The following is a 26,281-nucleotide window of genomic DNA, read 5'->3' as shown; positions in this document are numbered from 1 at the left end:
GCAACATCAGCCTCGACCCATGGCACATCGGCAAGATCGTGGCCGCCGCACTCGTCCTGCTCCACACCGACCACGACCGCACCACATGATCACCACCGGTAATCAGAACGTTGCGCGGAATGGCTCACTGCCTGGATCGCCCACCCTGACTTTCACGTCGTCAAATGAGCGTCATGCACCAACCGGGGCACCGCGTGTCGTTTCAGAGCCACTCGTTGATCGCGGCGACGTTGAAGGTGGCCCACTCGCCATATCCGCTCCCATTCACGTTGATCCAGCGCTGCCTCCTCATCCTCTCGCGTCGCACCGACAAGAAGATGGGCCTTACGGGTACGGATGACCCTCTAAAGTCATGAGCCACATCGCGTCGATTGACACCCTCGCCAAGAGCATTGCGGGCGAGACCACACCAACTTGGCGAGGAACCTGCCAGGACACAAAGGGCAATCTGCCCATATCAAAGTCCCCTGATTCTTGCCCGTCCAATCATTAGTTATAAAACCGCAGGTCAGGGCCGCCGTACTGACGCTATCGAAGAACCTGGACATTATGGAGCGTCGGCTGCTCGCGCCTGGGGCGAGCACACCCAGAGAAAGGCCATACTGTGGCGAAGGGTCACAAGTGTCCGAACTGCGGCAAGAGCACGCTTCAGCCGTACACCACCAACCAATTGAGGTGCTCCAACTGCGCTACGACGGTGAAGAAGAATCGGTTTTTCTGAACTTCGAGCACCCGCTCCGCTGTATAGCGTCCTCTGAGTCAGGCATGACTCCCCTCCGCACACTCCGACCCATAGCGGACGCACTACTTTCGGCATGAGCGCGCACCGGGCTGGGGCGCGAAGGTGTCAGGTGGGAGGCGACCGCGCGCAAAGACGGGTCCCGAACGCCTGGCCCGGGACCCGTCAAGCTAGGCTGATTTTCAGCCGAGCGGGATAGCGCCGGTGAAACGCATCCCATGCTGTAATTCGGTCTGTGTCAATCCCGACACACACCCGATGCCAACATGCCAGGTCAAGCTCGAGTTCGAGGTGTTGACCTTCGCGGCGACTCGAACCCCAACGTTGCACGCGTCGTCGCGATCGCGAGTGGGCGGTAGGGCAGGTGCGGGTCCGTGGCCCCAGGCAGGCACGTACCCTGCTGTGGACCTGCCGCCACGTCGCCATGAAGGGGTGGTCCGTGCGCTCGACGCTGACCCTCGCGGCGATCACGCTCGACTGCGCCGACCCCTGGCGTTGGCCGCGTTCTACCAGCGGGCCACCGGACTCGCACTGCACCCCAAATCCGACGATGAGTTCGCCGGCCTCACCCGGGAGGACGTGCTGTGGCTTCCGCTGGCTGTCCACCGCCTGGGCAATCCTCAGGCGGGGCGTAGGCTCGGATGGTGCCGTTGTGCCGCGGAACTTTCCCGTCAGCGGTGAGGGCCACGCGACGCTTACAGACGGGGCAGTGGCCTCGCTGTTGCTGCGAGGGCTGAGTCACCGTGCCTCCTCCGGGTAGGCCGTTGCAGGTCTTTGGCTAGCGGCCAAGCCATGACCGCCATCGTGCCCTATTGGAGCCAGGCAACCTGCTACTGAGGGCGACTCCGCTGACACGGCTCATCTGTCCCCTCGGCGGCCGATCCGGATGTGGGCAACGGCGGCGAGGCGACCAGTAGGATCCCGAAAATGGCCGATCTTGCTGCGCGGTTCGCCCGGCTCGCTGGCTAGTACGGCTGCCGAAAGAGAGCGGCGACCGCGCTCGTTGGGCGCTGGGACTGGTACACCTGGCCGGGCCTTGATCTTCGTCCGTTGCACTTCGAACGGGACCTGCTCAAGGCTGGCCGCCGGTTGGACGCCAGACCGCCGGTGGATCGGGATGTCCTGCGTATCGGGTTCGACGCTGAGGGCCGCGCGGTGGTGATCGAGGAGTACAGCGGCTTTCTGCACGGCCGCCTGTACTACGAGACGTTCGTCGGTCACGACGGCGACGTCGTCGAGGCGGCCCGCTTCGATACGGACGGACCCATCTACCTGCACGAGTACCGCTTCCGGGACGGGTTGATGCGCTCGGCCGACACGGTCGCGCGGCGCGGCTCGGGGCGGGAGTCGTACGCATACAGCGATGGGCGGATCAGCCGTGTCGAGATCGAGCACGACGGCCGGGTGCCTTCGGTGCTGACGGCGGAGCACGATGACCGCGGCCTGGTCCGCGTCGTCGAGGTGGTGGGCAGCCGGTCCGAGGTGCGCTATGAGCGGCCGCCGGCCGGGTTCGACCTCGAAGCGGCGTGCCGGACCATCGAGGACGCACTACTCACGCTGATCCCGGACGCTGTGGCGCGCCTGCCGGTCGACGGCCCCGCCGCCTGCGTCGCGCTGAGCTACCACCGATCGGACGCGCTGACCTTCGAGGTGCACGTGGCCACTGAGGACGAGCGCGCCGCCCTCGCGGCGATCGACGCCCAGGCAGCATGGTCGCCGGCCGACTTCGAGACCAGCACCGACGTCGACCTCGACGACACAGGATCGGTGCGGCTGGTACGACAGGAACTCGCACTGCTCGACGCCGACGACATCGATGCCTCCGCCGGATCCGAGGCAGGCCGACGACTGTTATGCGCGGTAGCGGCTCGGCTCAACCTCCGCGACTGGACCGAAACGCTGCCAGTCGCCGACGACTTCGTGGTGTACCCGGTCGACCTTGAGTTGGTCGACCTGGAGCGGAACCTGGCCGACTGCCTGCCAGCGGACCGGTTCGCCTGGCTACGCGAACGCAGCCTGCTCTGACTGCCGCAGGCCCGACCACCGCACCCGCACATCAGCATGAGCGCGCACCCGCGTCCAGCGCCACCCCGATCGCGGCCAGATGAGTGAAGCAGCGGCCGCCGCACCGCGAGTAGCATGGCCTGGTCCACCGAGAGCGCCCTGCGTCGCTGGTTGACGCAACCGCCAGCGGGCGCGGACGAGCTGCACATCAATGCGTTGAGCTACGCGTGTGAGGGCGGCTGGACGGTTGGACCTGATGGGACTGCACCTGGTTCGGTTGACTCCTGACCTGTGAGGATGCGTTCCTCGCTGGAAGGATGTCTCCCATTCCGCGTCGCCTCCCTGGCGGTAGTCCCGAAGCACGGCCTCCATGAAGGCGGCGAACTCGTCGCGGCTGGAAACACCGGCGCTCTCCACATGGGTCGCTCTCCCGGTCTCGTACATCACTCCCGGAGTGTGCCATCGGCGACGAGACATGCTCATCGGCACGTCGGGTACGACTACGCTAGCTGGCCGATGCTGGGCGGTAGGGTTCGCGCGTCTGCCTGCCGGGCCGACCTGTCGATATGGTGTCGCCGTGACGATCACCGTTCGCCAGGCAACGGAGCACGATCTGATGGCGTTGGGAACGTTGTACGCCGAGCTGCATCCGGACGATCCGGCGCTGCTCCACGAGCAGGCGGTGAAGACTTGGCAGGAGATCATCGGCCAGGCGGGGCGCACCATGCTGATCGCCCTGCGCGAAGGAACGGCGGTCGGCACTGTTGACTGCATCGTCGTGCCGAATCTGACCCGTGGTGGACGTCCGCACATGCTCGTGGAGAATGTTGTCGTCGCTCGCTCTGCCCGCCGCCAAGGGGTTGCGGGTCGCCTGTTCGATGCGCTGATCGATCTGGCCCGTGCGGCCGGGTGCTATAAAGTGCAGCTGCTTTCCCGCGTCGACCGTGCCGACGCCCACATGTTCTACGAGTCGCGCGGCCTACGTCCTGTTGCCCAGGGCTACCGGCTTTACCTGGACTGAACGCGAGTCGACCGGCCAGCCCGCTACCGCTACCGGGATACCAGTGGCCGGCGCTCGACGTCGCCTTGAGGTACGAGCGATTCGCGGCAGATGAGTGACATCGGAGTATTAGCTGGCCGTCGGTCCGGCTGAGTCTGGACGCGCGGTGAGCATGCTGGGTGACCTCTTCCTGGGAGTCCTGGGACCAGGCTGTCGACGGATGGGATGCCTACCGTGGTCGACATGGCGAATTCGAGACTGGGGGCTCTGTTCAGCGTGACCTGCGGTGTCCTGTTGCTCGTGGGTTGCTCCGCCGAGGCGGGCAGCGGTGGTGCCGCTGCCGACGACGCGGCGCCGCACGGCGGTCCGGCGTCCGCGCCTTCGGCCACAGCCGCACCGACTGCGACGCCACCCGTGGGGGCCGGCGACGTGTCGCCGCATCCGTACGTCGGGATGTGGGTGACGGCCGACGGGCACATCCGGCAGATGTTGCTGCCGAACGGCCGCTACGACGAGGCCCGAGGTGAGCGGGAGAGCGCCTACACGGGTTCCTACCAGGTCGTCGGGACCCGGATCGAGTACGTCGACGACACCGGATTCAGCGCGGACGGCACCTTCGACGGGGACGTGCTGCACCACGCGGGATACGTCTTCTACCGCGAGGGTAGCGACGCGCATCGGCAAGCGAGGGAGGAACGATGATGAAGGACAGTGCCACGCAGCACAGCCGGCGGCTGCTCCTGACCGCAGGGATTGTCGGTGGAGTGACGGCCCTGGCCGGGGCCGGCGCGGCCTCAGCGGCCCCGGCTGAGCGGGCCGGCGGGCGCGGCCCCGGGAAACCGGGCGAGGAGGGCCGCAACAGGGCGACGGTGTTGCGTGCCTTCGCGCGACAGAACGCGGGCGGCGACATCTACGAGATTCTCCACGACGACGTCCAGTGGACCATCGTCAACGGTCGCACCTACACCTCCAAAGCCGAGTTCCTGGCGGAGGGTTCGGCACCGATCCTGGACCGGCTGGCGTCGATCCTCAAGATGACGATCAGGGACATGTGGACCGAGGGTGACACCGTAATCATCCGGTTCGAGGGTGACGCGACGGCCACCGACGGCGTCGACTACCACAACGAGTACTGCTGGATCTGGCAGATGCGCGGCGGCAAGGTGGTGCGTTGCCGCGCCTTCCTGGACATGATCGCGGTGCGAGAACTCATCGAGCGCGTCGAATTGCCCTGAATCTACGTACGACCCAGGTCAGCGGAGCCAGCGACTGACGGCCAGGGTGCGCCCAGCAGCCGCAGCGCCTCGGCGCTGCGGCTGTGCGGCTCCGTCCGTACACGATCAACTGCTGGCCGGGCGCGTCCCGTACGTCGAACGCCTGGTACGACAGCGCCACCTCGCCCACCGCGCCGTGCCGGAACGTCTTCGCCTCGTGCGTCTTGCCCTGCACGTCGTGCCGCCCCCATAACCGCGCGGAACTCCGACTCTTCGTGCCCACCTGTTCGGCCAGGTCCCGCGCCCGCCGGTCGCGCGGGTCGTGGCCGAGGGCCAGGCGCAGGTTCGCCATGCACGCCTCGGCGGCGCGACGGCTGTCGGCGAAGAGCGTCGTACCGGCCGGGTCGAGGTCATCCGGATCAGGTTGTCCTCCTGTATTGCTGTTCTTCGCCACGGTCGTGATCCTCTGTTTCAGACCAAGCCCGGCAGCCGGTAGCTGAGTCGGCCGCCGGAAGCAAACGCTGGTGCGTAAACCTGCGCGGTCCTGGAGCGCAGGACCTCGGGCCTGACCGGAGCCGGCCGTTCGGCAGTTTCAGATGTCGCTGGCGTGGCCGCCCGTTCGCCGACCGTGACGCCCGGAACGCGGCTACTTGTCTACTGGACGTATGGCCGCAGCCCGGCCAGGCTGGGTCAAGGTGGTCGATGGGACGCTCTTATCGCGGCTGTCCGCTGTTGGTTGGTGTGACTCTCATCTGGCGTGCGTCCCGTCGACCACCGCAGCGGGGAGTGGCTCAAGAGGGGTATGCCCAGCTCAAAGTAGCGCTGCCCTCCTCGCCGACCATCACAGGCTCGGATCGAGGAAGACAGCATGCCAGAGGTCATCATCGGGATGGGCCCGCACAAGCACTCGGCCACCATCGAGGTCATCGACGCCCGGGAAAGGGTTCTCGACCACGGGCGGTTCGCCACCACGACCAGAAGCGTGCACCTGATCAATGGCGCACATCGGCCACTTCGGCGATATAGTTCCGCCGTGTCCGATGGTCAGCCGAAGCGCGGCACGGTGGTGCGCGGAACCGTCTCGGAGATACGTAACTTCGGCGTCTTCGTGCGCATCGAGGGCGATCCGGCTGACCAGTCAGGAAGCGGATTCATTCGGATTCCGGAGCTGACCTGGGAGTACTTCGACGACCCAGTTGACGTGGTGCACGTAGGCCAGCAGATCTCCGCTGAGGTGCTCGACTTCGACACCACTCGCGAACAGGTCCAGCTTTCGCTGAAAGCATTGCAGGACGATCCACTCGTCCAGTTCGCCGACCGGATCGGTGAGGTGCTGTCCGGACCCGTCGTCAAGGTGGTGCCCTTCGGTGTCTTCGTTCGTGTCGCACCGGGCATCGTGGGACTCCTTCACGAGTCAGTCCTGACCCAGGAGCCAGCGATGGGAGAGACCGTCACCGTCACGATCGCCGAGGTGGACCGGCCGGGGCGCAGAGTGCGGCTGGACCCCGCGCCCGATGGTCTGATCGGGAGTTCCTGCACCGATCGTTCCGAACCGGCAGGAACCGAATCACCGTCCGCCAACCCCGCACGCTGACGCGCACGTCGCGGCAGATCCGGATGCTGGCCAGAACGCACTCAAGTAAGGTGCGCGTCGTGAACTGGCAGGATCCTGAGATTGCCGGTCGCTGCCCCGCCGCCGTCGCTGGCTCAGCGAACCTGCGGCGGGCGAGCGTGATCTCCCGCTCCTCAATAGAACGGCCCGGATGTGGAATGGACCTTGATGCGCGAACCCATCCGGTCGAGCTGCTGTTCGAGTCCGATGTACTCGGCGAGCTATTCGGTGACGCCTTCGACGCGATCCCGAACTCCTGGCGGAGAACGGTTCGCGGTGATCAACCATTCAGGATTGACGGCGGCTAGTGTGCAAGATCGAACCTTGCGTGACAGACTGCGATGATGGAAGAGATACCGAGCTTCCTTCGCCCTTTCGTGCTGACGCCACCCGACCGCCACGCGGAGCGGGAGGTGAACCTCGATTGGTACCTGCCGGATGGCGACCTGCCACGCCCCGCGGTAATCCTCGTTCATGGCGGCCCGATGCCGCCTGGCATGAGCCCGACCCCACGTGACTGGCCGGTCTACCGCGGCTACGGCTCTCTCCTCGCCTCCCTCGGCCCGGTCGCGGTGACCGCCGAGCATCGGCTCCAAATGGTTGTCGGCCCGGACGGTCCCTTCGCGGACTACCCCACCGCGGCCCAGGACGTCGCTGGGGCGGTAGAGCGGGTACGGGTCGACCCGCGCGTCGACCCGGAGCGGATCGCGCTCTGGTTCTTCTCCGGCGGAGGGCTGCTGAGCACCGACTGGCTCCGCGAGCGGCCGGAGTGGCTGCGCGCAGTCGCCCTGACGTACCCGCTGCTGGCACCGTTGCCGGAGTGGGGCATCGATCCGAGGTTCGCGCCCGCTGCGGCGATTGGTGAGGCGGGACGGCCCGTACCTCCGCTTCTGCTCACCCGGGTGGGCCTGGAGCGCCGCTTGTTGTCCGAGCCGGTCGCTGTGTTTCTCAAGGCGGCGGGTGGCAATGGTGTACCGGTCGACGTGCTCGACGTGCCGAACGGGCAGCACGGGTTCGACATGCTCGACCACACCGACGAGTCCCGGCAGGCGGTCGAGAAAGCGGCAGCCTGGATCACCGAGCGGCTCAGGGGACAGCGGTAACCGATCCCGGCGTGTGCCTCGCCGGTCCTGGTGCCGCCGCCCCTCGGCCATTCGATCGCTTCAACGCGCCGGGCGTCCCGCCATGATCCAGCGCACTGATCTCGGCATGAGCGCGCACCGGGCTGGGGCGCGAAGGTGTCAGGTGGGAGGCGGCCGCGCGCAAAGAAGGGTCCCGAACGCCTGGCCCGGGACCCGTCAAGCTAGGCTGATCTCAGTCGAGCAGGATAGCGCCGGTGAGCCGCATCCCACGCTGAAAATCGGTCTGTGTCAATCCTCAGACACCAGTTTGCAGCATTCATGCTGTGTATCGCGTACCGGTGGTCAAGCGCGCTTGACCACGCAAATCTCAGCGCAGCGACGCCCTCGGCCGACCCTGTTTCGATCGGGGGCGGTTGTCGTGGTTGATCGTTCTGGGGCTCCGGTCATCCCGCCCGTGATGTTGGCGGACCAGGAGGAGGGGCGCAGCCAGCAGCCCGGGGGAGCACGTCGCCGCCCGCCGTTGGCCGCTTCCGGTCCTGCCGACGCCACGGGCCGGCACGATGGTGTACGGCGTGGCCGTTATTGATGTCAGTGGTCGGATCGCCGACCGCACGATCATCCGTACCCTCGGCTGGACACCGGGCACCCGCCTGCACATTCGGGAGTGCTCCGGATTGATCGTCGTCCGGGTGGATCGTGAGGGCGTCTTCACCGTTACTGGTCAAGGTCGTCTGCATCTGCCGGTGGCGGTCCGACAATGGTGTGGGCTGACCGCTGGCGACCGGGTCTTGCTGGCCGCGAGCCCCGCTGACGGCCTGCTGGTGGTGCACCCGCCGGCGGCCCTGGATGCGATGGTCATGTCGGTGCACGCCGTCGTGCTCGGTGGTGGTCAGGCATGAGTGACGTGGGCCGGGCCGAGTTGGATGCCGCGCGGGTGCTGCTGTCGCGGATGGGAATCTCACCGTCTGATCTTGTCGAGGCGGCGTCGGATCGTCCGCCCGCACCGACGTTCGCCGAGTACGTGCCAGTGGTAGCGGCGGCCGTCAGCGATGGCACCAGGCGGGCGTACGGCTCGTACTGGAAGCGGGTCTTGGAACACTGGGGACAGCGGCGCCTCGATGAGCCGAGCCCGTCGGAGATCGAGCAACTCGCCGAGTACGCCAAGACGCATGTGGTGGCCCGGCGCAACGCCCGAGGCGGGCGGAGCGCGGCGGAGCATTTGATCGCGGCGTTGCGGTGTCTGTACAAGCGGGCGGTGGCCGTCAGTGCTGGAAAGGGATCGGTTGATCTGATGACATGGCAGATGCAGCTGCAGCTGAACGTTGAACGGCCAGCGGCCGACGCCGACACGGCGCGACTCCTCCGGTCGTGGTTCACCGGTGCCTTCGAGGCGATGGGCGGCAGCCTGCGTGAGGCCCTGCTGGCCGCCGAGCCGCTCTCCGACGAGGTTCTGCGCCGACGCCCCCGTGCCGACCCTTACGGTCGGCCGGGGGACGTCTGGTGCCATGTGATGACCGGGGTGCCGGGAGCGCGTGGTCTGCGGTACCGAACGAAGGCGTTTTCGTCGAAGTCATGGGATATGTTCCTGCGCGGCTTCGACGCCGTACCCGCCACTGGCGAGCTGAAGGTGAGGACGCTGGACAGCACCGGCTTTCCGAACGCCCTGCCGATGTTCCGGGTGAACTCGGCGTTCAACGAGGAGTCCGACCCAAAGCTGGTCGAGCACCATGGCCGCTGGCTCTTTCTTGATGTCGGGTTCGATCCGGACTGGCTCGACGATCCGGCATACCAAAAGGCGACGCTCGCGTTCGTTCGCGGTGTCGTCGACAGCTGTAACCCGGCGTATGGGGAGATTTCCTATGATCGGGGAACACGCAGGACCGCGTTCGAGAACGTCTTCAAAGGCTTACCCATCAGGACTGTGCTGGAAAGTCGGCAGACTCTGCGTGGCTACGGCTGGCTGACAATCTGCCCACAAGAACTCGGCGACCGGCTTGGCGGGGCCGACGCGTTACGCTCCACCGGGGCCTTCGCTGAGGTGGCGAGGCTCGCCGGAGGCGGGTACTGGCTGCTGGCAACCACAGACTACCGGGACTTCGATCAGGAGTCGGCGGAGCGGATCTTTCTGATTCTCGCGCCGGTGCTGCGGGACGGCGACCCGCTACCGGACAGCCCGGACGACCCCCCGTACTACGTCTCCCGCCGCAATGCGGCGGAACTGAAGGGATAGATCGCGATGGGGTATTCGGGACGCATGCTCGTCGCCCGATCCGACCGGCCGTTGTCGGAACTACCGGCGGTGCGCGGCGTCGCTGCCCTTGAGGAGTCAGTGCTGCGCGCCGGTTGGCGCTCGGCGAAGCTCGATGGTGATCCCGACGGGGTGCTACCGGCGCTCGTCGCCGATACCGGGGCACCAGTGCTGACCGCGTACGTCCTGGATAGCGATCTGGCGGACGTTCAGGCGTTGACGCCCGGCGGATTGTCCTGGCGCGCCTACCTGCACGAGGAGACAGCTCTCGAGTACGGCGCACCCTCGCCGCCTTACCCACGCGACGAGGTCCTTCAGCGGGCGACCGCCTGGGCTGTCGAGGCAGATCTCACGGCAACCGCGACCGCCCTGGAGGCGGCGTTGGACAACCAGAACGTATTCGTGGAGGACACCTTCGCCGAGTTGCTCGATGCCCTTGGCCTCACCTCTCCTTCATAGACTGCCGCGGCCGAGATGGCCTTGCGCGATGCCGGAGATGAAGAACGCCGCCGCGTCGTGGCGGGTGCCGTTGACCGGGGTGCCCATGTCGTCGACACGATCGTCGAGATTGACGACAACCTGCACGTTGCCCGCACACGTGTTTCTTTCCGGAGAACAGGCCGTGGTATGCCCTGCGTTCGCCGGCCGGGGCGACGAACCCGGAGACCAGGACACCTTAGCGCCGGGTCTGCTCCAGGCGCTGGTCGACCTCGGGGCGGGTGACCCAGCGCAGGATCGTCTGTAGGATTTCGTCGTAGCGGGTGATCGTCGCCTGCGAGCAGCCGAACACCTCGGCCACGGTCTCGTCGGGCAGGTTGTGCCGGAGCCCGAACAGCATCGCGATTACGGCCGTGGGTAGCGGCTACACGTGCGGACGCCCGACCGGAGGCTTCTCCCGCTCATCGCCGGTGATCTCGCGGACCCGGTCGATCAGGTCGGCGGGCCGGTCCGGGCATCCTGTCATGGTGTGTCGAACTAGTTTCGAATTGCGTCCCGGACTCGTTCTACGACCGAGGCGTGGCCGTGGGGAGGCGGTAGCGGGCTCTGACGACCGTGCGGTAGCCGGTCGGTGCCCGGTAGCGCCACGACCGGGGTGGGCAGCGCTCCTCGCGTTCTTCCCGCGCAAGCTGTCGCTGGTATTCGAGATCGGTCCACTCGTCATCGTCCAGCGGGCGGCCTGTTGAGCCTGGACGCGCCCCTCGTGGCGTACTGCCGGGCGGCTTGGCGGCTGACACCGCGGGCGGCACCGATCTCGGCGTAGCTTGCTTGCGCCCGGTGCTGATCGCGCCGTGGCTGCTGGCCAGCATGCTGGTGGCGGCCGCCTTCGTGGTGGCGATTCGTGGTGGCGATTCGGGACGCCGGGGGCGTCGGGGCCAGGTCGCCGACGAGGGGACGGTCGAGGTGATCGACGCGCTGCGGCGGCGGGTCGACAGCGTGCTCGGCGGCTGACCAGGCCGCCGTCTGGGAGAAGTCATGACCATCGAATGGTTTAGGTGCACTCATCGCGCTGCGGAGCTCGTTCCCTTCTCATTCACGATAATGTTCCCTTCCGTGACTAAGAAACGGTCGCTCGCCTGCAACCAGCAGCGTTTCCAGCATCTCGTCGGCGCGGTACTGCCGGTAGGCCCGAGGGTACGCGCGTAGCAGCCACCGGTAGCGGCGCTCCAGGCCGGTCATGCCGGCGCCGTCCGAACCGTCGCGGCCGCCGACCGTACTGAGCGGTCTCGAACGACCCGCGCGACCGTTGACCACCGTCTCCTCGGCCACCCGCACCATCTCCTCACCGTTGAGCCGGTCGAGTGCGGCGTACAGCGTGCCGGTCGTCAACCGCACCCGCCCGTCGGACAATTCCTGCGCGCGCTCGACGATGGCGTAGCCGTGCAACGGCTCGTCCTGCAGGGCGGCGAGGATGAAGTACGTGGGTCTGACCGCACGTCGGGGTCGCCATCTCATCTGCCGCCGGTAGCGCGCCTCGACCGACCGTCGCCGGCACTGTAGACGTCGATGGTATTCGATGGTTGCCGTGCGGTCGGCGGCTTGTCACGCAGCACAGGGGGGACGCTCGGGAGCGGCCGTACCGGACCCGGAGGTCAGGCCCTCATCGCGGGATCGCGAAGAGGTTGTGGGGGTGGAATATCCGAGCAACTTCCGGAAGTTAGCGGCATTGAACATGCGCGGTTGTACAGGCCAACGCCATTGTCACTAGCGTGTAATAGCGGCTAGTCTGTGCCGATCGGGCGATCGAACGTCGTCGAAACTTTCGACGAGGCTACCGTTACGGAGAAGCGAAATGACGACCGCAACAAAGAGTCCGGCAGCGGCCGGGCCCCACGGCGGCGAGGTGCCTGGCCGGCTGATCCGAAACCCTGTTCTTCCCGGCTTCAACCCCGACCCGTCGATCTTGCGCGTTGGCACTGATTACTACATCGCCACGTCGACCTTCGAGTGGTACCCGGGCGTCCGGCTGCACCACTCGACCGACCTGGTGCACTGGCGCCCGCTCGGTGGCGTCCTCACCGAGCGGCGGCTTCTCGACCTCAGCGGCGCAGGCGACTCCAATGGTGTGTGGGCGCCCAGTCTGTCCTATGTGGATGGTGAGTTCTATCTCCTGTTTGCCGACGTGGCAAGCTTTGCCAGCGGATACTGGGATCCGCAGAACTATCTGGTGACCGCGCGCGACCTCGCCGGGCCCTGGTCTGACCCAGTCGTACTGCATGGGCGTGGGTTCGACCCGTCGCTGTTCCACGATGAGGACGGCACAACCTGGATGCTGTCGATGGTCGCCGACTGGCGGCCGGGCCGTGACCGCTTCGCGGGCATTCAGATCCAGCAATACGACCGTAAGGCCCGACGCCTCGTCGGCACCGAGCGGACAATTTTCCAGGGAACCACCGCTGGCGTCACCGAGGCTCCGCACGTGTACCACAAGGACGGCTGGTACTACCTGCTGACCGCGGAGGGCGGCACCTCCTGGACGCACCAGGCGACGATGGCCCGTTCTCGTAGCCTGTTCGGCCCGTACGAGGCCCATCCGGACGGCCCGCTGCTCACCTCGAACGGCCGTCCCGAGCTGGAGCTGCAGAAGTCCGGTCACGGCAGCCTCGTGTCCACGCCGGACGGGCGCTGGTACCTGGCGCACCTGACGGCCCGGCCGTACACGCCTCTCGGGCGGTGCGTGCTCGGCCGGGAGACGGCAATCCAGGCGGTGGATTGGCCGGAGGGGGAGTGGCCGCGCATCGAGGGCGGGATACCGGCGGTGCTCGTGCCCGTGCCGGGTGAGGCTGAGCCGGCCGAGGAGCTGGCCGAGGAGCGGGACGACTTCACCGAGCCGGTGCTCGGCCCCGAGTGGTCGACGCTGCGCCGTCCCGCCACCGCGGACTGGGTGGATCTCACGTCGAGGCCCTCGTTCCTGCGGATTCACGGCGGCCAGTCGCCGGTCGGCCGGCAGCGTCCGAGCATGGTCGCGCGTCGCGTGACCTCGAAGCAGTGCGAGCTGACCGCCTCCGTGCACTTCGAGCCGGCCAACTACCGGCAACTCGCCGGCGTCACCGCCTACTACAACACCCGCAACTGGCACTACGCCTATGTGACGGCCGACGACGACGGTCGGCAGGTACTTGAGGTGATGTCGTCCGACAACGGTCGGCGTGTGATGCACGACGCGTGCCGCGTCGATCTGTCGAGCGCGGGCGAGATCACGCTGCGGGTCACCTTCGACGGTCCGCGTCTCACGTTCGCCTATCAACTGGCCGGCGAGGCGCGCTGGGTCGACCTGCCGGCGGAGCTCGACGCCACCATTCTGTCCGACGAGTACGCCGCGACCCTGGTGGATGGTGAGCCTGAGGGCTGGGGCTTCACCGGCGCGTTCGTCGGCCTGTGGGTTCAGGACCTGGGCGCCGAGGGCGTCTACGCGGACGTCGACTGGGCGTCGTACCGCCACTGGTGAACAGCCTCCGGCGCGAGCGCAGCAGCCGCGCCTGCCTGCCCGCACAGCCGGGCGTGCGCGCCGTCAAGCGGTGCCACGCCCGGCTTCCGTTTCGCCACCGACCGACGGGGCGAGGGTTCAGGGACCGAAAAAGGAGCACGGCGCGTGGAAATATAGTCGACGTACGTCGATCTACTGAACGGGGATCACCGTGACGACACAGATGTCCAAGGCCACCGCCGTGCCGGGTCCGACCGGGCATCCGCTCCTCGGCATGCTGCCGGAGCTCCGCCGCGACCTGCTGGGATCGATTCTGGACGGCTTCCACACGTACGGCGACGTGGTGGCCTACCACGTCGGCCTGCCTCGGGGACCACGCGCCGTCAGCGTCGACGTGGTGAACGTGCACCACCCCGACGGCATCCATCAGGTCCTTACCACGCCCCAGGTCTTCAGCCGCCGCGCGAGCGCGTACGAGATCCTCCGGGAGTTCATCGGTGCGGGCCTGTTGACCAGCGACGGAGACCGTTGGCTGCATCAGCGGCGGACGCTGCAACCGCTGTTCACGCCGCGCCGGGTGGCCCGCTACACCGAGCTGATGGCCGAGGAAGCGGCCCGCGTCGTCGACGACATGGCGGTCACCGCAGGGTCCGTCGTCGACCTGTACCAGGTCATGCAGCGTTACACGATGCGGGTGGTCGGCCGGGCACTGTTCGGCGACGACATCGACGAGGTCGTCCCCCGTCTGCAGGAGCTGATGCCCATTCTGGGCGACCTCGCGCTGGCGCGCGCCCTGCAGGTTGTCAAGCTGCCGTTGAGCTGGCCGACTCCGCGGTCGCGCCGGATCACGCAGGTCCGCGCGACCCAGTACGGCATCATCGACCGCATCATTGCCGCCCGCCAGCGCAGCGGCGGCGAGGAGAACGAGGACATGCTCAGCCGGTTGTTCGAGGCCAAGGATCCGGAGACCGGGCAGACGCTGTCCATGGAGGAGATCCGGGACCAGATGCTCGTGGTCCTGCTAGCCGGGCACGAGACGACCTCGGCCGGCCTGGCCTTCACCATGCATCTGCTGGGTCGGCATACCGAGGTGCAGGAACGGGTCGCGGCCGCGATCGGCACGGGCGATCAGGAATTGGTGCGAGCTGCGATCATGGAAGGCATGAGGCTGTACCCGCCCGTGTACAGCATGGAGCGGATGGCCGAAGCCGACGTGACCGTATCCGGACACCGCATTCCGGCCAATACCAAGGTGGTGGTTGCGCCCTGGGTCACGCACCGGCATCCGGAGTTCTGGCCCGACCCGGAGCGCTTCGAGCCGGACCGGTTCCTCGGGCAGCAGGATCGACCGCGTTACGCCTACTTTCCGTTCGGTGGCGGCCCGCGCAGCTGCATCGGGGAACACTTCGCACTGCTGGAGATGACCGTACTGCTGAGCGCGTTGCTCACCCGTTACCGAGTCGACACGCGCGACGAGCGGCTGGAGGTCGTACCGATGGTCACTCTGCGTCCCGCTGGCGCGGTCCGGGCCACGCTGACCGTCAGGTGAGTTGATGCCCTGGCTGATCCCGAGCGGATCAGCCAGGGCACCGTCCGGTTTCCGGCATCCGGCTGTCGCTAGGTGACTCGCGTCCCGTCACCCGTCGCGATGGGCGTCGGCTCCAGGGCGGGCGAAGCGGTAGCCGCTGCGGCGGGCCGAGGGGCGGCGGCAGGTTTGCGGGCCTTGGCGAACCGGCGCATCATCGGCCGTTCCACACCGATGTGAAGCAACGATGCCAAGCCGAGGGTCACCAGGTAGGCGCCGATCATCACGGCGAGCGCAGCGGCGACGCCGAAGCCGTTCGGAGACATGTTGCTGGCCCCGTACAACACCAGGATGTGCAGGAGGTAGAAGGCGAAGGACGTGTCGCCCAGCCAGCCGCTGAACCGTCCGCGCAGCGGTGAGCGGTGCCCCTCGACGTCCGCCCGCGCCGCGGCGGCCACCAGCAACGCGAGCGGGATGACCATCGCCGCGACGACCGAGTAGAGCAGCGGCACGACCACGGAAACGCCGTAGAAGGCCAGCGTGACAAGTGCGGCGGCGGGCAGGCTCAGCCTGATCCACAGCCCCCGCATGACGAGCTGGGCGATGACGATCCCGAGGACGAAGTCCAGCATCCGGGTCAACGGGAACTGTTGTACGAACCAGAACTGCGGAAATGCCGCGTCCGCATAGGTGTACGTCGGCTCGGCCGGAAGGAACGCCATGGAGAAGGCGGGCGCGACAAGCATCGCGGCGACGATGCCACCCGCGAGCGACCAGAGCCAGGCAGCGCTGAGCCGTCGGATGCCGGCGAGCACCCACGGGAACGACGCGTAGAAGAAGATCTCACAACTCAGCGACCAACTCGGCGGATTGACTCCGTTGAAGATGAACTCATTCGGAATCCAGCTCTGCACCAACGCGAGGTTCGCCACCGTCGGCCACAGCGGCGCGCCCCCTCGTACCAGGATCAGAAGAACGATGAACACGGCGCAGACGACCAGGTGGTTCGGCAGGATCCGGGCGGCCCGGCGGCGCCAGAACCGGCGATTCGGCTCGTGGTCGGGAGCCGACCAGGTCAGGACGAAACCGCTGAGGATGAAGAAGAAGCCGAGCGCAGCAGATCCGGTACGGCTGAGGGCGGTGTACCACCAGTCGTCGATCCGCTCGTCGGCGAAGAAGCCGAACAGAGTCGTGTGGGAGAAGAAGACAGTGACCGCGGCGATCGCCCGCAGGCCGTTGAGTGTCGGCAGCTGCCGGGCCATCCGTCCCGCCTGCTGTGTCATCGGCGGCCACCTTCCGTCGTCTCGGACATCTCCTGTCTGTGCACCGGTCGGCGTGTGCGGAACGCCTCCTCCGCGATGTCGGCCGCGCGCCGCACGCCGTCCAGCTCCGCGATCCGGCGTTTGTAGTGCTGCGCCTTCGCACGGTAGGCGGGGTCGCCGCTCACCTTGCCGATGGCCGCCCGCAGCCGCGCCGGTGTCACCTTGTGCACTGGGATGAACTCGCCAGCGCCGAGGTACTTGAGCCGAGCGGCCACGCCCGGTTGGTCGTTCCCCACGGGCAGCGCGACCATCGGCACGCCGTGGGCGAGCGCTTCCAGTGTGGTGTTGATTCCGGCGTGCGTGATGACGAGAGACGTCCGCGCCAGCAGATCCAGCTGTGGCGCGTACCGGACCACGATCGGGTTTCCGGCAAGGCCCGTCGGCGGCTCGACGTCCGTGCTGCCGAGGGAGATGACCAGTTGTGCGTCGAGTCCGGCACAAGCCGTGGCGATGGCCTGGAATATGTGCGGGAGGCGGTTCTGGAGGGTCCCCATCGACGCGTAGATCAACGGACGGCCGTCGAGCTGCTCCCACGGGAATGACACCGGCTCGGTGCTGTCCTCGTCGTGGAACGGCCCGGTGTAGTGGAACGAGTCCGGCAGGCGGGTGCGTGGGAAGTCGAAGAACGGCGGCTGCTGGGTGATCTGGGCGAGATCCGAGCCGTCGTTCACACTGCTGATGAGCGGCAGGCCCCACGCGGCGCGGCGTTCGTTGATCCGTTGCAGCACCGGCCGGATGACCCAGGCGATCACCTGGTCGCCCAGGATGTTGCGCACCCGCGCGAGCAGCGAAGGATGGTACGGCCACGCAGTCATGAACGGCGGCACACCGGGCTCGGTGTTCAGCGCCAGCGCGTTGCACACGTTCACGACCGGAATGTCGAGGTGTTCCGCGACGGTGTTGCCGGCGCCGTAGACCTGGTCCACCAGCAGCGCGTCGATCCCGTGCTGCTGCACCAGGACCGGCAGATCCCGCAGCAGAACCTCGACCTCGCGCACGTACCCGCGGACGATGAAGCGTATCGCGGCCAGGCCGGTCAACTGGCCCTGCTCCTCGGAGAAGCGCGCCAGCGAGCCGACCGGAAACTCGCGCTCGCCGATCGGTGCGAAGGCGAACCTGGCCGTGAACGACTTCGTTCCGGCATCCGGCAGGGAAACCAGGGTGACCCGGTGGCCCCGCCGAAGCAGTTCTCTGCCGAGTGTGGCCATCGGGCTGAGTTGGCCGGTGTAGTCGGGAACCACGAGTCCGATGTGGAACGTGTTCGGGGCAGGCACCTGTCGCTCCCTTGCTGGGTTCATACCACCGTCGTCAGGCACGACGGATGTATCGAAAAATCGGCCGGGGTGTATCCGACGATCTCGCCGTCGACCTCTACCGGCAGCGGGCTGGCCGCGTCGACGCTCACGGTGCGGACCTCCTGCCGTTTGATCGCCGGGTGTCCTGCGGCGGCACCGCGGAACACCTGCCACACCAGCCCGGCCACGCCGATGCGGCCAACACCCGCCACCCGCACCGCGTCCAGGTATCCCGCCCGCGGGGGCTGTGTGCGGCCGAAGACCAGACCACCGGCGAAGTACGGCACTTTGAGCACGGCGAGATTGGTGATGGTCAGGCTGGACGGTTCGCCGTCGAGTTCCAACCGCACCGCGACGGGCCGCCAGCGGGCCAGCGTCCGGATGCTCGACGTCGTCTCGGCGAGTTGGAGGTTGAGCCGCTTGAGCACCCGGTTGACCGGTGTCTTCTCGGTGAACCGCTGTCCGATCACGCTGATCAGCCCGACCGTGCAGCTGACCAGGAAGTACCGTTGGTCCCGCGTGCCGTCGGGCCGGGTGAAGATCACCGAACCGACGTCGGTTTCCCGGTCGCGGGTGCGGTCGAGCAGGTCACCGAGGTCGGTGACCGGCCGCAGGCCGCGAACGAAGTCGTTGCAGGTGCCGGCCGGCACGTACGCCAGCCGTACCTTCTCCCCGCCCCCCGCCAGCACCCCGTTGGCAACCTCGGACAGCGTGCCGTCGCCGCCGATCGCCACCACAGTGCCGTATCTGTCCTCGACTGCCTGCCGCCCGAGGGCGATGCCGTGCCCGGGATAGCGGGTGGACCAACACTCCGCCTCGGGTAGCTCCGCGGCGATCCGCTGCACGATCGTGCGCCGGCGCTGGACCCCGGACGCGGGGTTGATGATGCAGACGACAGTGTCGTTCTCATCGGCTGCCATGCGCCTGCTCCATCTCCAGCTCGGCCATGGTGTGGTTCAGCGCCTCCGCGAAGCCGTACCGGGGTGAATAGCCGATCGACCTGATCCGGCCGACGTCGTACCGCATTCCTCCGGCGACGGAGCGAACCGCGTAACGGGTGAGCAGCGGTCGGCCGGATCTGATGCCGATGCCGGCCATCCCCGCGAGCTCGGACAGGGCTCCAGCGGCCAGGGCGGCGGTGAAGGGGATCGAGGACGTCGGCGGCCTTGCCCCGATCCGTTCGGCCACCGCGGCGAACAACTGCCCCAGGGTCAGGCCGTACGAGTCACCGACGATGAACCGGCCACCGGCGCAGCCGGGAGTGGTGCCGGCCATGACGATCGCGTCGGCTAGGTTCTCGCTGTACGTCAACTCGATCGGTGGTACGCCGCGGTCGAACTGGACGAGTTTGTTGGCGCGCAGACCGCGCACGAGTTCGGGCAGGAAGTTGCGGTCGCCGGGGCCGAAGACCCACGCGGGGTACACCACAGTGACATCAAGACCGTTCCCGTGGTACGACCACGCCAGGTCCTCACCCGCAGCCTTCGACAGTGGGTACGGGTATCGCGGCACCCGCCGAGTCGACGCCTCGTCGATGACCTTCGTGGCGTGGAAACCGAAGACGTCGACGGTGCTCAGATAGACGAATCGGGAGACACCGCAGCGCCGCGCCTCCTCCAGCAACGCCCGGGTGCCGTCCCGGTTCACCTGCCAGATCCGGGGGCCAGGTCGCCAGTCGGTCAGATCGGCAGCCGCGTGCACCACGAGTTCGACGTCCGCGCAGGAGCCGCGCAGCGACTCCGGGTCGGTCAGGTCACCGAGGTGCGTCGCGTACGTCGCGTGGTTCGGCGCGGGTGCCCGCACCAGGCCACGTACCGACCAGCCCTCTTCCCGCAGGGCGGCGGCGACCGCGCGGCCGACGCAGCCGGTGACACCGGTCACCAGCGCGAGACCAGACCCCATCACGAACCCTCCGCCAGCAGGGCACGCAGGTCGGCGAGCAGCGACCCGGCCGGGTCGAGTGCCCGCATGCGCGTCAGCAGGTTCCGCAGTTCCTGGCGCTGTCCTGACTCGTCGATCAGCAGCAGTTCCGAACCGGCAACGAGGTGTCCAACGCGGAGGGGATTCAGTCCGCGTTGCGACAGCGCCCGGGCGCACGGCTGCGCGTCGGCCGGGTCGATCGCGTACAGCAGCTCGAATTCGCCCCACTCGGCGGCAGCCGAACACCACCGGGGCAGGCGCGCCGAGTCGGCGACGGCGGAGACGATCGGCGCGTACACCTCGTCGTGCAGCACCACCTCGGCCCCCAGGCCGTTGAGCTCGGCGAGGCTGACGGCCGCGTTCAACAGGCCGTCGCTGGTATCGATGCACGCCCGGGCGTAGCGGCGCAGTGCCTCGGACGCGGCCACCCGCGCCTCAGGCAGCCATGGCTGGCCCGCCCCCGTACCGCCCAGTGCCAGGGCACGGAATCCGACAGCGTTGCCGGCTCCGATCGGGCCGGTCACATACAGCGCGTCGCCGGGCCGAGCACCCAGCCGGCTCAGCACGGATCCGCGGGGCACGGTTCCCAGGGCGCACGAGGTGAAGCTCTCCTCGTTGGCCCAGTTGGTGTCACCGCCCACGACGTGGCAGCCGTACCGCTCGGCGGCCTCGGATGCGCCGCGCCCGAACTCGCGGGCATCCTCAAGAGTCCAACTGTCTCGACGCAGCGAGCAGGAGACCAGCACGGCGACCGGGTCGGCGGCCACCGCGGCGAGGTCGCTCACGCTGACGGTGGTGGTCAACCACCCCTTCGCGTACGGGGTGATGGCGGTAGCCAGTTCGGCTCCGCCGTTCAACGTGTCGACAGTGACCGCCAGGAGCCCGGCGGTACCCAGATCGAGAAGTTCGGCATCGGCCTCGAAGGCGTTGTTGAGTTGCTGTGGCGATCGGGCCACGCATTCGCGCATCGCGATGATCAGGCTGCCCTCGTCCACGTTCAGGGGCAGCCGGTTGCCGGCGGTCGCGGTCATGTCATGCCTGCCGGGAGGACTGGGTGGCACGCAGCGTCAGCTCCAGGTAGGCCATTATCGCAACGGTGAGGAGGAGGAAGAGCGTCGGTCGGTGCAGCGCGCCGAGCGACAGGAAGAACAGTGTGGTCGCCCGGATGAACCAGACCAGCGCCTCGTACGCCCGGGTCTCTGGCGCCCGGTTGAGTGTCACGAGGCTCTGCGTGAACCCGAGCGCAGCCGCGACGAGCAGCACCCAGAAGACGACCTCGGCGTAGACACCCGCTCGACCGGCGTCCGCCACGGCGGCTGTGCCCGCCGCTGTCACCGCCACCACCGGAAATATCACGGCGATCCTGCTGGAGGCCCTGGTGCCGATGGCCACCGGCAGCGTGCGATAACCCGCGACCCGGTCGCCCTCGATGTCCTTGAAGTACCCGACGAGGCAGAAGCCGCTGAACGCGACCGCGACGAGCGCGGTCTGGAACCAGGTCACCGCCGGGATGTCGAGCCAACCCGCGTCGGGTCGGACGGCCACGGCGCCGAGCACCGTGAACAGCGCCATGTCGACGCCATTGACGAGGTTGCCCAGCATGGGGATGCGCTTGCTCCAGGAGTAGACCAGGTGCCCACCGATCGCGATGACACTCCACAGCGCCAACGTCGGTGCGACCACGACGGCTACCACCATCAGGCTTGCGGACATCGTGAGCGTCAGCGCCAGACCGACGTGAGGGTTGATCAGCCCAGTGACGAACGGGCGGTCCGGAGCGTTGACGGCGTCGGCCTCGCGGTCGAACCAGTCGTTGATGACCACACCGACGCCGTATCCCAGCGTGCAGAACAGCAGCCCGATCACGACACTCGCGACGCTGGCCCCGACCGGCGGCGCTGTCATGCCGACCAGACCTGCCGACAACGAGAAGGGCACGAAGTGCAACCGCCACATCCGCGCCCAGGCAACCACCACATCCCGGGTCCTGACTGCGGGTTCGAGCTGGTCGACGGTCATTGGTCCTCCAGGGGCATCAGGTCGCCAACCTCGGCGAACGCGGCGACGACACGCTTGAGCTGCTCCGGCGTGTGCGTGGTGGAGAAACTCGCTCGCAGCCGAGGCGAAGCCGCCGGGGGAATGACCGCATTGACATACACGCCGCGGTCCAGCAGGCTGCGCCACGCGAGCAGGGTCTCCTGCACGCCGTCGAGCCGTACGGACACGATCGGCGTCTCGTTCGGGATCGGGTCGTAGTCCAGGGCCATGAGCTCGCGACGCACGTACGACGCGTTCTCCACCGCCTGCCGGCACAGCCACGGCTCCGCTTTCAGGATGCGCAATGCGGCGTACGCGGCGGCCAGGCTTGCCGGTGGGGCAGCCGCGCTGAAGATGAGGCTGCGCGCGTGGTGGCGCAGGTACTCGATGACATTCTCCGGGCCGAGTACGGCACCGCCGATCGACGCCAGCGACTTGCTGAAGGTGACAGTGACAAGGTCGACCTGATCGGTGACGCCGAAGTGCGCGCTGGTGCCCCGGCCGTCGGCCAGCACGCCGATGCCGTGGGCGTCGTCGACGAGCAGGCGGGCGCCGTACTGCCGGCACAGCCGGACCACCTCGGTCAGCGGGCACAGATCGCCGGCCATCGAGTACACCCCGTCCACGACGACCAGCCGGCCGGCGTCCGAAGGGCTGGCCGCCAACTGTCGCTCAAGGTCGTCCATGTCGTTGTGGGCGAACCGTCGGGTCTTGGCCCGGCTCATGCCGCAGCCGTCGTAGACCGAGGCGTGCGCTTCGCGGTCGAGGATGACCACGTCGTGACGTGACAGCAGCGACGCGATCGTGCCGACGTTTGCCTGGTAGCCGGTCGGAAACACCAATGCGGCCGGCATGCCGAGGAAGTCGGCCAGCTCGTGCTCCAGCTCGTCGTGAAGTGGGGTGTTGCCGTTGAGTAGCCGCGAGCCCGTCCGCGACGTGCCGTACTCCTCGATCGCCGCCTGCGCCGCCGCTTGCACGCGGGGGTCGGAGGTCAGCCCGAGGTAGTTGTTCGAGCCGCACATGAGGATGTCGCCGTCGACCGTCTGCGCGACGGTCGCGTCGTGCCCCTCGAAGGGAATGAAGTACGGGTATAGCCCGGCTGAGCGAGCCTCCTGGCTCACTGTGTATGACTGGCAGCGACCGAAGATATCCACTGTCACCACGGTTCGCGAAACCCCTCTCGTCTGGTGCCTCGTGTGCATCGGGCCGTTCAGCGGACCTGCTGCTCAGTAGTCGGCAAAGTCGCTCTGGACAGTGGCGCACCGGCGATCGAGATCGCCCGGCACGTAGCCGCCGTGCGCAGGGAGGTAGGCGGTCGTTCCTCCCACCAGCCGGCGCCACCAGCTCGCAGGTCGAGCCAGCACAGGACGCCGCGGCTCGACTCGCTGAACCACTGCGCGAGGGCGTTCCTCGTCCCGGCGGAGTGGTGGCGGGCTTGGGCCGTAGAGGACGGCCGGAGATGCTACTGATGCGCCTGACCCGGCTGACCCGCCAAACGAGCGGGGGCATCGAGGCGGCTTCCGGCCTTGGGAACACGCCGTCGAGTGCGATGCCGGCGGCGTTGCTGGCATTGTTGGCCGATCAATCTGGAAATGAGGACGCAGATCGGGCCACCGCGGCCTGCAGTTCGGTCACCGGGCTGACGCGCACCAACCGACATCAGGTCAATGGGCTCGTAAAGATCGACGCTAGGCTTGTCGGCTTGTTTCGCGGCGTTCCTCGGGATCGATGGCAAGAACGCAGGGATGCGACGCTATAGCAGCGCAAGAGAAGTGGCGTTGCGGCGGCAGCGCATAGATCATAATCCCCCCCGATCCGCTGTCTGCATTCACCAGCGGCGATCGCTTGACGATCTCTCTGGGGCAGGATGCTACGCCGGATTCGCGGCGCGAGTCCAGTCCACTGTGGCTGCCGGATCCTCGCGGTCGCTTCGCTCGTACCGCCGTGCAGGCAGTTCATGCCAGGTGGCAAGTGAGAGAGTGAAATCAGTCCGTTGAACAAGATCAACGAATAGGCGATGGTAAAGGCCATCTCGCGGCGGGACGCCGCCCTCGCGACAGTGCCGCCGCGGATCGGCTGTACCGACGGGCTGTCCGTGGTGGCAGCCGGCGCGCTGAATGCTGGATCGACGGTGTCGTGGCGGACGACGCGCTGGGTGACCTGGCGGGACCGACGTGACCGCTCCTCTTTGTCCCATCTGACGGTCATGGATGTGCTCGCCGAATCTTCGGGTGATGTGGATAATGGTTGATCGTGGCCCACCGCAGCAGACTCTCGACGATCCTGATCGACGTACCACGCGGTCAGGCGCCCGCAGCTACCGCCTTTTGGTCGAAAGCCCTCGGTGTGCCTGCACGCGCAGTTCCCGATGAGCAGCAGTTCACCTCTCTGCGCGGCGCACTGCCCGGGCTGGTTCTGGCGGTACAAGCCGTGGATGACCAGGCTCGGTACCACGTCGACATCGAGACCGACGACGTCGAGGCGGAAGCCCGCCGACTGATCGCCCTCGGCGCCGTCGAGGTCGGCCGCTGGCTGGAGTGCATCACCTTACGGGCCCCGGGCGGTCACCTCGTATGCGTCATCCCGTGCCACATCGATCCGAAGACCTTCGAGTCTCATTCCCAGGCGTGGGAGTAGACGCGCGGATCTCCGGGTTGATCACAGGCCGCAGTGGAGGTCGGGTTGGCGGCGGTCCCGGCCATCCTTGCGGCCCGGCCGCGACCGCCCAGGACCCGGCGATCGGGGCCGCCTGGCTCGTACTACGTCAGAACACGGACCAGGAGGAGGCGGCGCGCCTGCACCGTCGCTTGCTTCGAGCCGATCGCGCAGCGTCCGCGGCCAAACACTGACCGGCCCAGCGTGCGAGTGGTCAGTCGGCGACCACGAGCGCCTGTGTGCGTCGGTTTGCATCCGCGCCAAGGCCCCCTACCAGCCCGAACCGTCAAGATCCAAAGCTGCGTCCGGTTGGTTCACGGAGCGGTCAGCAGCGGATCACGCTGTCCCGCGCGCTGTGCGTCGGCGACGACGGATTGCACGATGTCGTCCAGGTCGTAGCGGGCGGTGTAGTTGATGAGTTCGTGGGCCAGCGACAGGTCCGGCATACGGCGAGCCATGTCCTCGAAGCCGTGACCGTAGGCGACGTCGTAGGGCACCGTGTGGATGTCACTGGTCGAGCCGGTGAAGTCCTTGATCTTCTCGGCGAGCCCGCGGATGGAGATCTCCTCGCGCCCGCCGAGGTTCACCGCTCTACCGTGCGCCGCAGGGGTCTGCAGCAACTCGACCATCGCGGGTACCACGTCGTAGACCGACCCGAAGCACCGGCGCTGCGTGCCGTCGCCGTACACCGTGATCGGTTCGTGGCTGAGCGCCTGCGCGACGAACCGCGGCAGAACCATGCCGTACCGGCCTGTCTGCCGCGGCCCGACGACGTTGAACAGTCGATAGCTCACGCAGGGAGTGCCCGTCTCGATGGCGCGGACGTGTGCCACCAACTCGTCGAGGCCCTTGGCCGCCGCGTACGACCACCGGCTGAGCAGCGGGGACCCGAGGATCCGGTCGGCGTCCTCGCGGAGCCCGTCGGCATCGTTCTTGCCGTACACCTCGCTGGTCGACGTGACGCCGATCGGCACGCCGTGCGTCACTGCTGCCTCGACGACGTTTTCCGTTCCGTGCAAGTTGACGCGCAGTGACTGGAGAGGACTGTTGACGATCGTCTGTACGCCGACGGCGGCGGCGAGGTGGAAGACTGCGTCCTTGCCGCGGACGCACTCGTCCACCAGGTCACGGTCGAGGATCGACCCCTCCACGAGGCGTACGCTGCCGGCGTCGAGACAACTGGTGAGGTTTGCCACCGAACCAGTGGAAAGCTCGTCGAGCACGGTGACGTCATGGTGTTGCTCAACCAGGAATTCACAGAGGTGGGAGCCGATGAATCCGGCGCCCCCGGTGACAAGAACTCGCATAGCTGGCTTCCTTTCGGTGCAGCAGGTGGGATGAGGCGGGACGGTCGGACGTGACCGTCAGGCCAGGCAGCGCATGATGTGGTACGCCTCGGCCAGCGGTACGCCGGCCTGCATGCCACGTAGTACCGCGAGGCTGCGGAGGGTTTGTTCGGAGCGCGTATGTGGATGCTCGTGTATCTGGGTGGCGTACTGCCGCATGGCTTCGAGTTTGCTGTCGAGGTCGTCCTCGGCGAGCTCAACCAGAAGGTTGGGCATGGGGACCGAATCAGTGAGGTTCCCCCCGGGATGTGGACACCGGGTTATGCCGCGATCTGATGCAGCGTAGTCGGTGTGAGGGTCTGTTCGTAGTCGGTGGGGCTGAGGTAGCCGAGTGCGGAGTGGCGGCGGCGGTGGTTG

28 protein-coding genes and 1 pseudogene are annotated in these 26,281 nt (G+C 67.4%); 16 read left to right on the top strand and 13 right to left on the bottom strand.

The genetic code is table 11. The features are described from left to right. Positions 1–343: 343 nt before the first annotated feature. The 5 genes and pseudogenes from C1I93_RS12690 to C1I93_RS12660 all read left to right on the top strand — a co-directional run. Positions 344–427 (top strand): annotated as a pseudogene (locus C1I93_RS12690) (IS5/IS1182 family transposase); the annotation flags it as partial. A gap of 1,362 nt (positions 428–1,789) precedes the next feature. Then, on the top strand, positions 1,790–2,764 hold the full coding sequence (locus C1I93_RS12680; protein ID WP_111243466.1) for a hypothetical protein: 975 nt from the start codon (positions 1,790–1,792) through the stop codon (positions 2,762–2,764). Positions 2,765–3,320: 556 nt separating this feature from the next. Further along, positions 3,321–3,764, top strand: a complete 444-nt coding sequence (locus tag C1I93_RS12670) for a GNAT family N-acetyltransferase (protein ID WP_111243464.1) — start codon at positions 3,321–3,323, stop codon at positions 3,762–3,764. A 222-nt stretch (positions 3,765–3,986) separates the two neighbouring features. Continuing rightward, positions 3,987–4,445 (top strand): Atu4866 domain-containing protein, encoded by a 459-nt coding sequence (locus C1I93_RS31560; protein ID WP_181445148.1) that lies wholly within the window; start codon positions 3,987–3,989, stop codon positions 4,443–4,445. After that, complete coding sequence (locus C1I93_RS12660; protein ID WP_212808355.1) at positions 4,442–4,978, top strand: nuclear transport factor 2 family protein; 537 nt, start codon at positions 4,442–4,444, stop codon at positions 4,976–4,978. The genes C1I93_RS31560 and C1I93_RS12660 overlap by 4 nt, the downstream gene beginning before the upstream one ends. On the opposite strand, the gene C1I93_RS12655 is transcribed toward C1I93_RS12660, so the two are convergent. Further along, the gene (locus tag C1I93_RS12655) at positions 4,953–5,411 is read right to left on the bottom strand and encodes an MmyB family transcriptional regulator (RefSeq protein ID WP_223256368.1); all 459 of its coding nucleotides are present in this window, start codon (positions 5,409–5,411) and stop codon (positions 4,953–4,955) included. The genes C1I93_RS12660 and C1I93_RS12655 overlap by 26 nt on opposite strands. Before the next feature lie 414 nt (positions 5,412–5,825). Here C1I93_RS12655 and C1I93_RS12650 point away from each other — a divergent pair, with 414 nt between their 5' ends. The 6 genes from C1I93_RS12650 to C1I93_RS12630 all read left to right on the top strand — a co-directional run bounded on the left by C1I93_RS12650 (position 5,826) and on the right by C1I93_RS12630 (position 10,358). Beyond that, on the top strand, positions 5,826–6,551 hold the full coding sequence (locus tag C1I93_RS12650) for a S1 RNA-binding domain-containing protein (RefSeq protein ID WP_212808356.1): 726 nt from the start codon (positions 5,826–5,828) through the stop codon (positions 6,549–6,551). Positions 6,552–6,610: 59 nt separating this feature from the next. After that, entirely contained in the window at positions 6,611–6,877 is a 267-nt protein-coding gene (locus tag C1I93_RS31175) for a hypothetical protein (RefSeq protein WP_146603489.1), read from the top strand. A gap of 189 nt (positions 6,878–7,066) precedes the next feature. Next, entirely contained in the window at positions 7,067–7,672 is a 606-nt protein-coding gene (locus tag C1I93_RS12645) for an alpha/beta hydrolase (protein WP_119663761.1), read from the top strand. A 551-nt stretch (positions 7,673–8,223) separates the two neighbouring features. Continuing rightward, the gene (locus tag C1I93_RS12640; protein ID WP_249412225.1) at positions 8,224–8,550 is read left to right on the top strand and encodes an AbrB/MazE/SpoVT family DNA-binding domain-containing protein; all 327 of its coding nucleotides are present in this window, start codon (positions 8,224–8,226) and stop codon (positions 8,548–8,550) included. After that, positions 8,547–9,881, top strand: a complete 1,335-nt coding sequence (locus C1I93_RS32470; RefSeq protein WP_223256370.1) for a hypothetical protein — start codon at positions 8,547–8,549, stop codon at positions 9,879–9,881. Before C1I93_RS12640 ends, C1I93_RS32470 begins: the two co-directional genes overlap by 4 nt. A 6-nt stretch (positions 9,882–9,887) precedes the next feature. After that, complete coding sequence (locus C1I93_RS12630) at positions 9,888–10,358, top strand: hypothetical protein (protein WP_146603488.1); 471 nt, start codon at positions 9,888–9,890, stop codon at positions 10,356–10,358. On the opposite strand, the gene C1I93_RS32465 is transcribed toward C1I93_RS12630, so the two are convergent. Next, positions 10,353–10,484 (bottom strand): hypothetical protein, encoded by a 132-nt coding sequence (locus C1I93_RS32465; RefSeq protein WP_258378284.1) that lies wholly within the window; start codon positions 10,482–10,484, stop codon positions 10,353–10,355. The genes C1I93_RS12630 and C1I93_RS32465 overlap by 6 nt on opposite strands. Positions 10,485–10,575: 91 nt before the next feature. Next, positions 10,576–10,737, bottom strand: coding sequence for a hypothetical protein (locus C1I93_RS32460; protein ID WP_223256371.1), 162 nt, complete (start codon positions 10,735–10,737; stop codon positions 10,576–10,578). Between the two features lie 437 nt (positions 10,738–11,174). Here C1I93_RS32460 and C1I93_RS31555 point away from each other — a divergent pair, with 437 nt between their 5' ends. Further along, positions 11,175–11,348 (top strand): hypothetical protein, encoded by a 174-nt coding sequence (locus C1I93_RS31555; RefSeq protein WP_181445147.1) that lies wholly within the window; start codon positions 11,175–11,177, stop codon positions 11,346–11,348. Between the two features lie 78 nt (positions 11,349–11,426). Here C1I93_RS31555 and C1I93_RS32455 read toward each other — a convergent pair whose 3' ends face one another. Next, complete coding sequence (locus C1I93_RS32455) at positions 11,427–11,852, bottom strand: PadR family transcriptional regulator (RefSeq protein ID WP_111243460.1); 426 nt, start codon at positions 11,850–11,852, stop codon at positions 11,427–11,429. A 337-nt stretch (positions 11,853–12,189) separates the two neighbouring features. Here C1I93_RS32455 and C1I93_RS12615 point away from each other — a divergent pair, with 337 nt between their 5' ends. Continuing rightward, a complete protein-coding gene (locus C1I93_RS12615; protein WP_111243459.1) occupies positions 12,190–13,845 on the top strand; it encodes a glycoside hydrolase family 43 protein in 1,656 nt (551 codons plus the stop codon). Between the two features lie 190 nt (positions 13,846–14,035). Beyond that, positions 14,036–15,373 carry a cytochrome P450 gene (locus tag C1I93_RS12610; protein WP_146603487.1) on the top strand — a complete coding sequence of 446 codons (1,338 nt, stop codon included), beginning with the start codon at positions 14,036–14,038 and terminating at the stop codon, positions 15,371–15,373. A gap of 68 nt (positions 15,374–15,441) precedes the next feature. Here the strand turns inward: C1I93_RS12610 and C1I93_RS12605 are convergent, their stop codons facing one another. The 7 genes from C1I93_RS12605 to C1I93_RS12575 are packed head-to-tail and all read right to left on the bottom strand — an operon-like array spanning position 15,442 to position 23,044. After that, a complete protein-coding gene (locus C1I93_RS12605; RefSeq protein WP_111243457.1) occupies positions 15,442–16,632 on the bottom strand; it encodes an acyltransferase family protein in 1,191 nt (396 codons plus the stop codon). Further along, positions 16,629–17,945, bottom strand: a complete 1,317-nt coding sequence (locus C1I93_RS12600) for a glycosyltransferase (protein ID WP_212808360.1) — start codon at positions 17,943–17,945, stop codon at positions 16,629–16,631. The genes C1I93_RS12605 and C1I93_RS12600 overlap by 4 nt, the downstream gene beginning before the upstream one ends. Before the next feature lie 20 nt (positions 17,946–17,965). Beyond that, positions 17,966–18,886 (bottom strand): diacylglycerol/lipid kinase family protein, encoded by a 921-nt coding sequence (locus tag C1I93_RS12595; protein WP_111243455.1) that lies wholly within the window; start codon positions 18,884–18,886, stop codon positions 17,966–17,968. Then, the gene (locus C1I93_RS12590; RefSeq protein ID WP_111243454.1) at positions 18,873–19,868 is read right to left on the bottom strand and encodes an NAD-dependent epimerase/dehydratase family protein; all 996 of its coding nucleotides are present in this window, start codon (positions 19,866–19,868) and stop codon (positions 18,873–18,875) included. Before C1I93_RS12590 ends, C1I93_RS12595 begins: the two co-directional genes overlap by 14 nt. After that, positions 19,868–20,917, bottom strand: coding sequence for a thiamine-phosphate kinase (locus C1I93_RS12585; protein ID WP_111243453.1), 1,050 nt, complete (start codon positions 20,915–20,917; stop codon positions 19,868–19,870). Before C1I93_RS12585 ends, C1I93_RS12590 begins: the two co-directional genes overlap by 1 nt. 1 nt (position 20,918) lies before the next feature. Further along, on the bottom strand, positions 20,919–21,905 hold the full coding sequence (locus C1I93_RS12580) for a UbiA prenyltransferase family protein (RefSeq protein WP_111243452.1): 987 nt from the start codon (positions 21,903–21,905) through the stop codon (positions 20,919–20,921). Beyond that, positions 21,902–23,044 (bottom strand): aminotransferase class I/II-fold pyridoxal phosphate-dependent enzyme, encoded by a 1,143-nt coding sequence (locus C1I93_RS12575; protein ID WP_220039571.1) that lies wholly within the window; start codon positions 23,042–23,044, stop codon positions 21,902–21,904. Before C1I93_RS12575 ends, C1I93_RS12580 begins: the two co-directional genes overlap by 4 nt. Positions 23,045–23,940: 896 nt before the next feature. On the opposite strand from C1I93_RS12575, the gene C1I93_RS31170 reads away from it, so the two are divergent. Together C1I93_RS31170 and C1I93_RS12570 are read left to right on the top strand one after the other, a co-directional pair. Next, positions 23,941–24,174, top strand: coding sequence for a hypothetical protein (locus C1I93_RS31170; RefSeq protein WP_146603486.1), 234 nt, complete (start codon positions 23,941–23,943; stop codon positions 24,172–24,174). Positions 24,175–24,176: 2 nt separating this feature from the next. Beyond that, positions 24,177–24,560, top strand: a complete 384-nt coding sequence (locus C1I93_RS12570) for a VOC family protein (RefSeq protein ID WP_111243450.1) — start codon at positions 24,177–24,179, stop codon at positions 24,558–24,560. A gap of 332 nt (positions 24,561–24,892) precedes the next feature. Here C1I93_RS12570 and C1I93_RS12565 read toward each other — a convergent pair whose 3' ends face one another. Beyond that, on the bottom strand, positions 24,893–25,885 hold the full coding sequence (locus C1I93_RS12565) for an NAD-dependent epimerase/dehydratase family protein (protein WP_111243449.1): 993 nt from the start codon (positions 25,883–25,885) through the stop codon (positions 24,893–24,895). A 57-nt stretch (positions 25,886–25,942) separates the two neighbouring features. Then, positions 25,943–26,140 carry a PIG-L deacetylase family protein gene (locus C1I93_RS12560; RefSeq protein ID WP_220039570.1) on the bottom strand — a complete coding sequence of 66 codons (198 nt, stop codon included), beginning with the start codon at positions 26,138–26,140 and terminating at the stop codon, positions 25,943–25,945. Positions 26,141–26,281 lie beyond the last annotated feature (141 nt).

The sequence above is a fragment of the Micromonospora endophytica genome (assembly GCF_003236305.1).
Classification (GTDB): Bacteria; Actinomycetota; Actinomycetes; order Mycobacteriales; family Micromonosporaceae; genus Micromonospora; species Micromonospora endophytica.
The sequence above is the reverse complement of the archived record's forward strand: the minus strand, read 5'-3'. Positions and strand labels throughout refer to the sequence as shown.

Bases quoted from the DNA above. Each gene is read 5' to 3' on its own strand.
- C1I93_RS32470 (WP_223256370.1), top strand. From the start codon at position 8,547: ATGAGTGACGTGGGCCGGGCCGAGTTGGATGCCGCGCGGGTGCTGCTG.
- C1I93_RS12645 (WP_119663761.1), top strand. From the start codon at position 7,067: ATGAGCCCGACCCCACGTGACTGGCCGGTCTACCGCGGCTACGGCTCT.
- C1I93_RS32455 (WP_111243460.1), bottom strand. From the start codon at position 11,852: ATGAGATGGCGACCCCGACGTGCGGTCAGACCCACGTACTTCATCCTC.
- C1I93_RS12585 (WP_111243453.1), bottom strand. From the start codon at position 20,917: ATGACCGCGACCGCCGGCAACCGGCTGCCCCTGAACGTGGACGAGGGC.
- C1I93_RS12590 (WP_111243454.1), bottom strand. From the start codon at position 19,868: ATGGGGTCTGGTCTCGCGCTGGTGACCGGTGTCACCGGCTGCGTCGGC.
- C1I93_RS12660 (WP_212808355.1), top strand. From the start codon at position 4,442: ATGATGAAGGACAGTGCCACGCAGCACAGCCGGCGGCTGCTCCTGACC.
- C1I93_RS12615 (WP_111243459.1), top strand. From the start codon at position 12,190: ATGACGACCGCAACAAAGAGTCCGGCAGCGGCCGGGCCCCACGGCGGC.
- C1I93_RS12560 (WP_220039570.1), bottom strand. From the start codon at position 26,140: ATGCCCAACCTTCTGGTTGAGCTCGCCGAGGACGACCTCGACAGCAAA.
- C1I93_RS12630 (WP_146603488.1), top strand. From the start codon at position 9,888: ATGGGGTATTCGGGACGCATGCTCGTCGCCCGATCCGACCGGCCGTTG.
- C1I93_RS32460 (WP_223256371.1), bottom strand. From the start codon at position 10,737: ATGCTGTTCGGGCTCCGGCACAACCTGCCCGACGAGACCGTGGCCGAG.
- C1I93_RS12565 (WP_111243449.1), bottom strand. From the start codon at position 25,885: ATGCGAGTTCTTGTCACCGGGGGCGCCGGATTCATCGGCTCCCACCTC.
- C1I93_RS31170 (WP_146603486.1), top strand. From the start codon at position 23,941: ATGGTAAAGGCCATCTCGCGGCGGGACGCCGCCCTCGCGACAGTGCCG.
- C1I93_RS12580 (WP_111243452.1), bottom strand. From the start codon at position 21,905: ATGACCGTCGACCAGCTCGAACCCGCAGTCAGGACCCGGGATGTGGTG.
- C1I93_RS31560 (WP_181445148.1), top strand. From the start codon at position 3,987: ATGGCGAATTCGAGACTGGGGGCTCTGTTCAGCGTGACCTGCGGTGTC.
- C1I93_RS12595 (WP_111243455.1), bottom strand. From the start codon at position 18,886: ATGGCAGCCGATGAGAACGACACTGTCGTCTGCATCATCAACCCCGCG.
- C1I93_RS12605 (WP_111243457.1), bottom strand. From the start codon at position 16,632: ATGACACAGCAGGCGGGACGGATGGCCCGGCAGCTGCCGACACTCAAC.
- C1I93_RS12650 (WP_212808356.1), top strand. From the start codon at position 5,826: ATGCCAGAGGTCATCATCGGGATGGGCCCGCACAAGCACTCGGCCACC.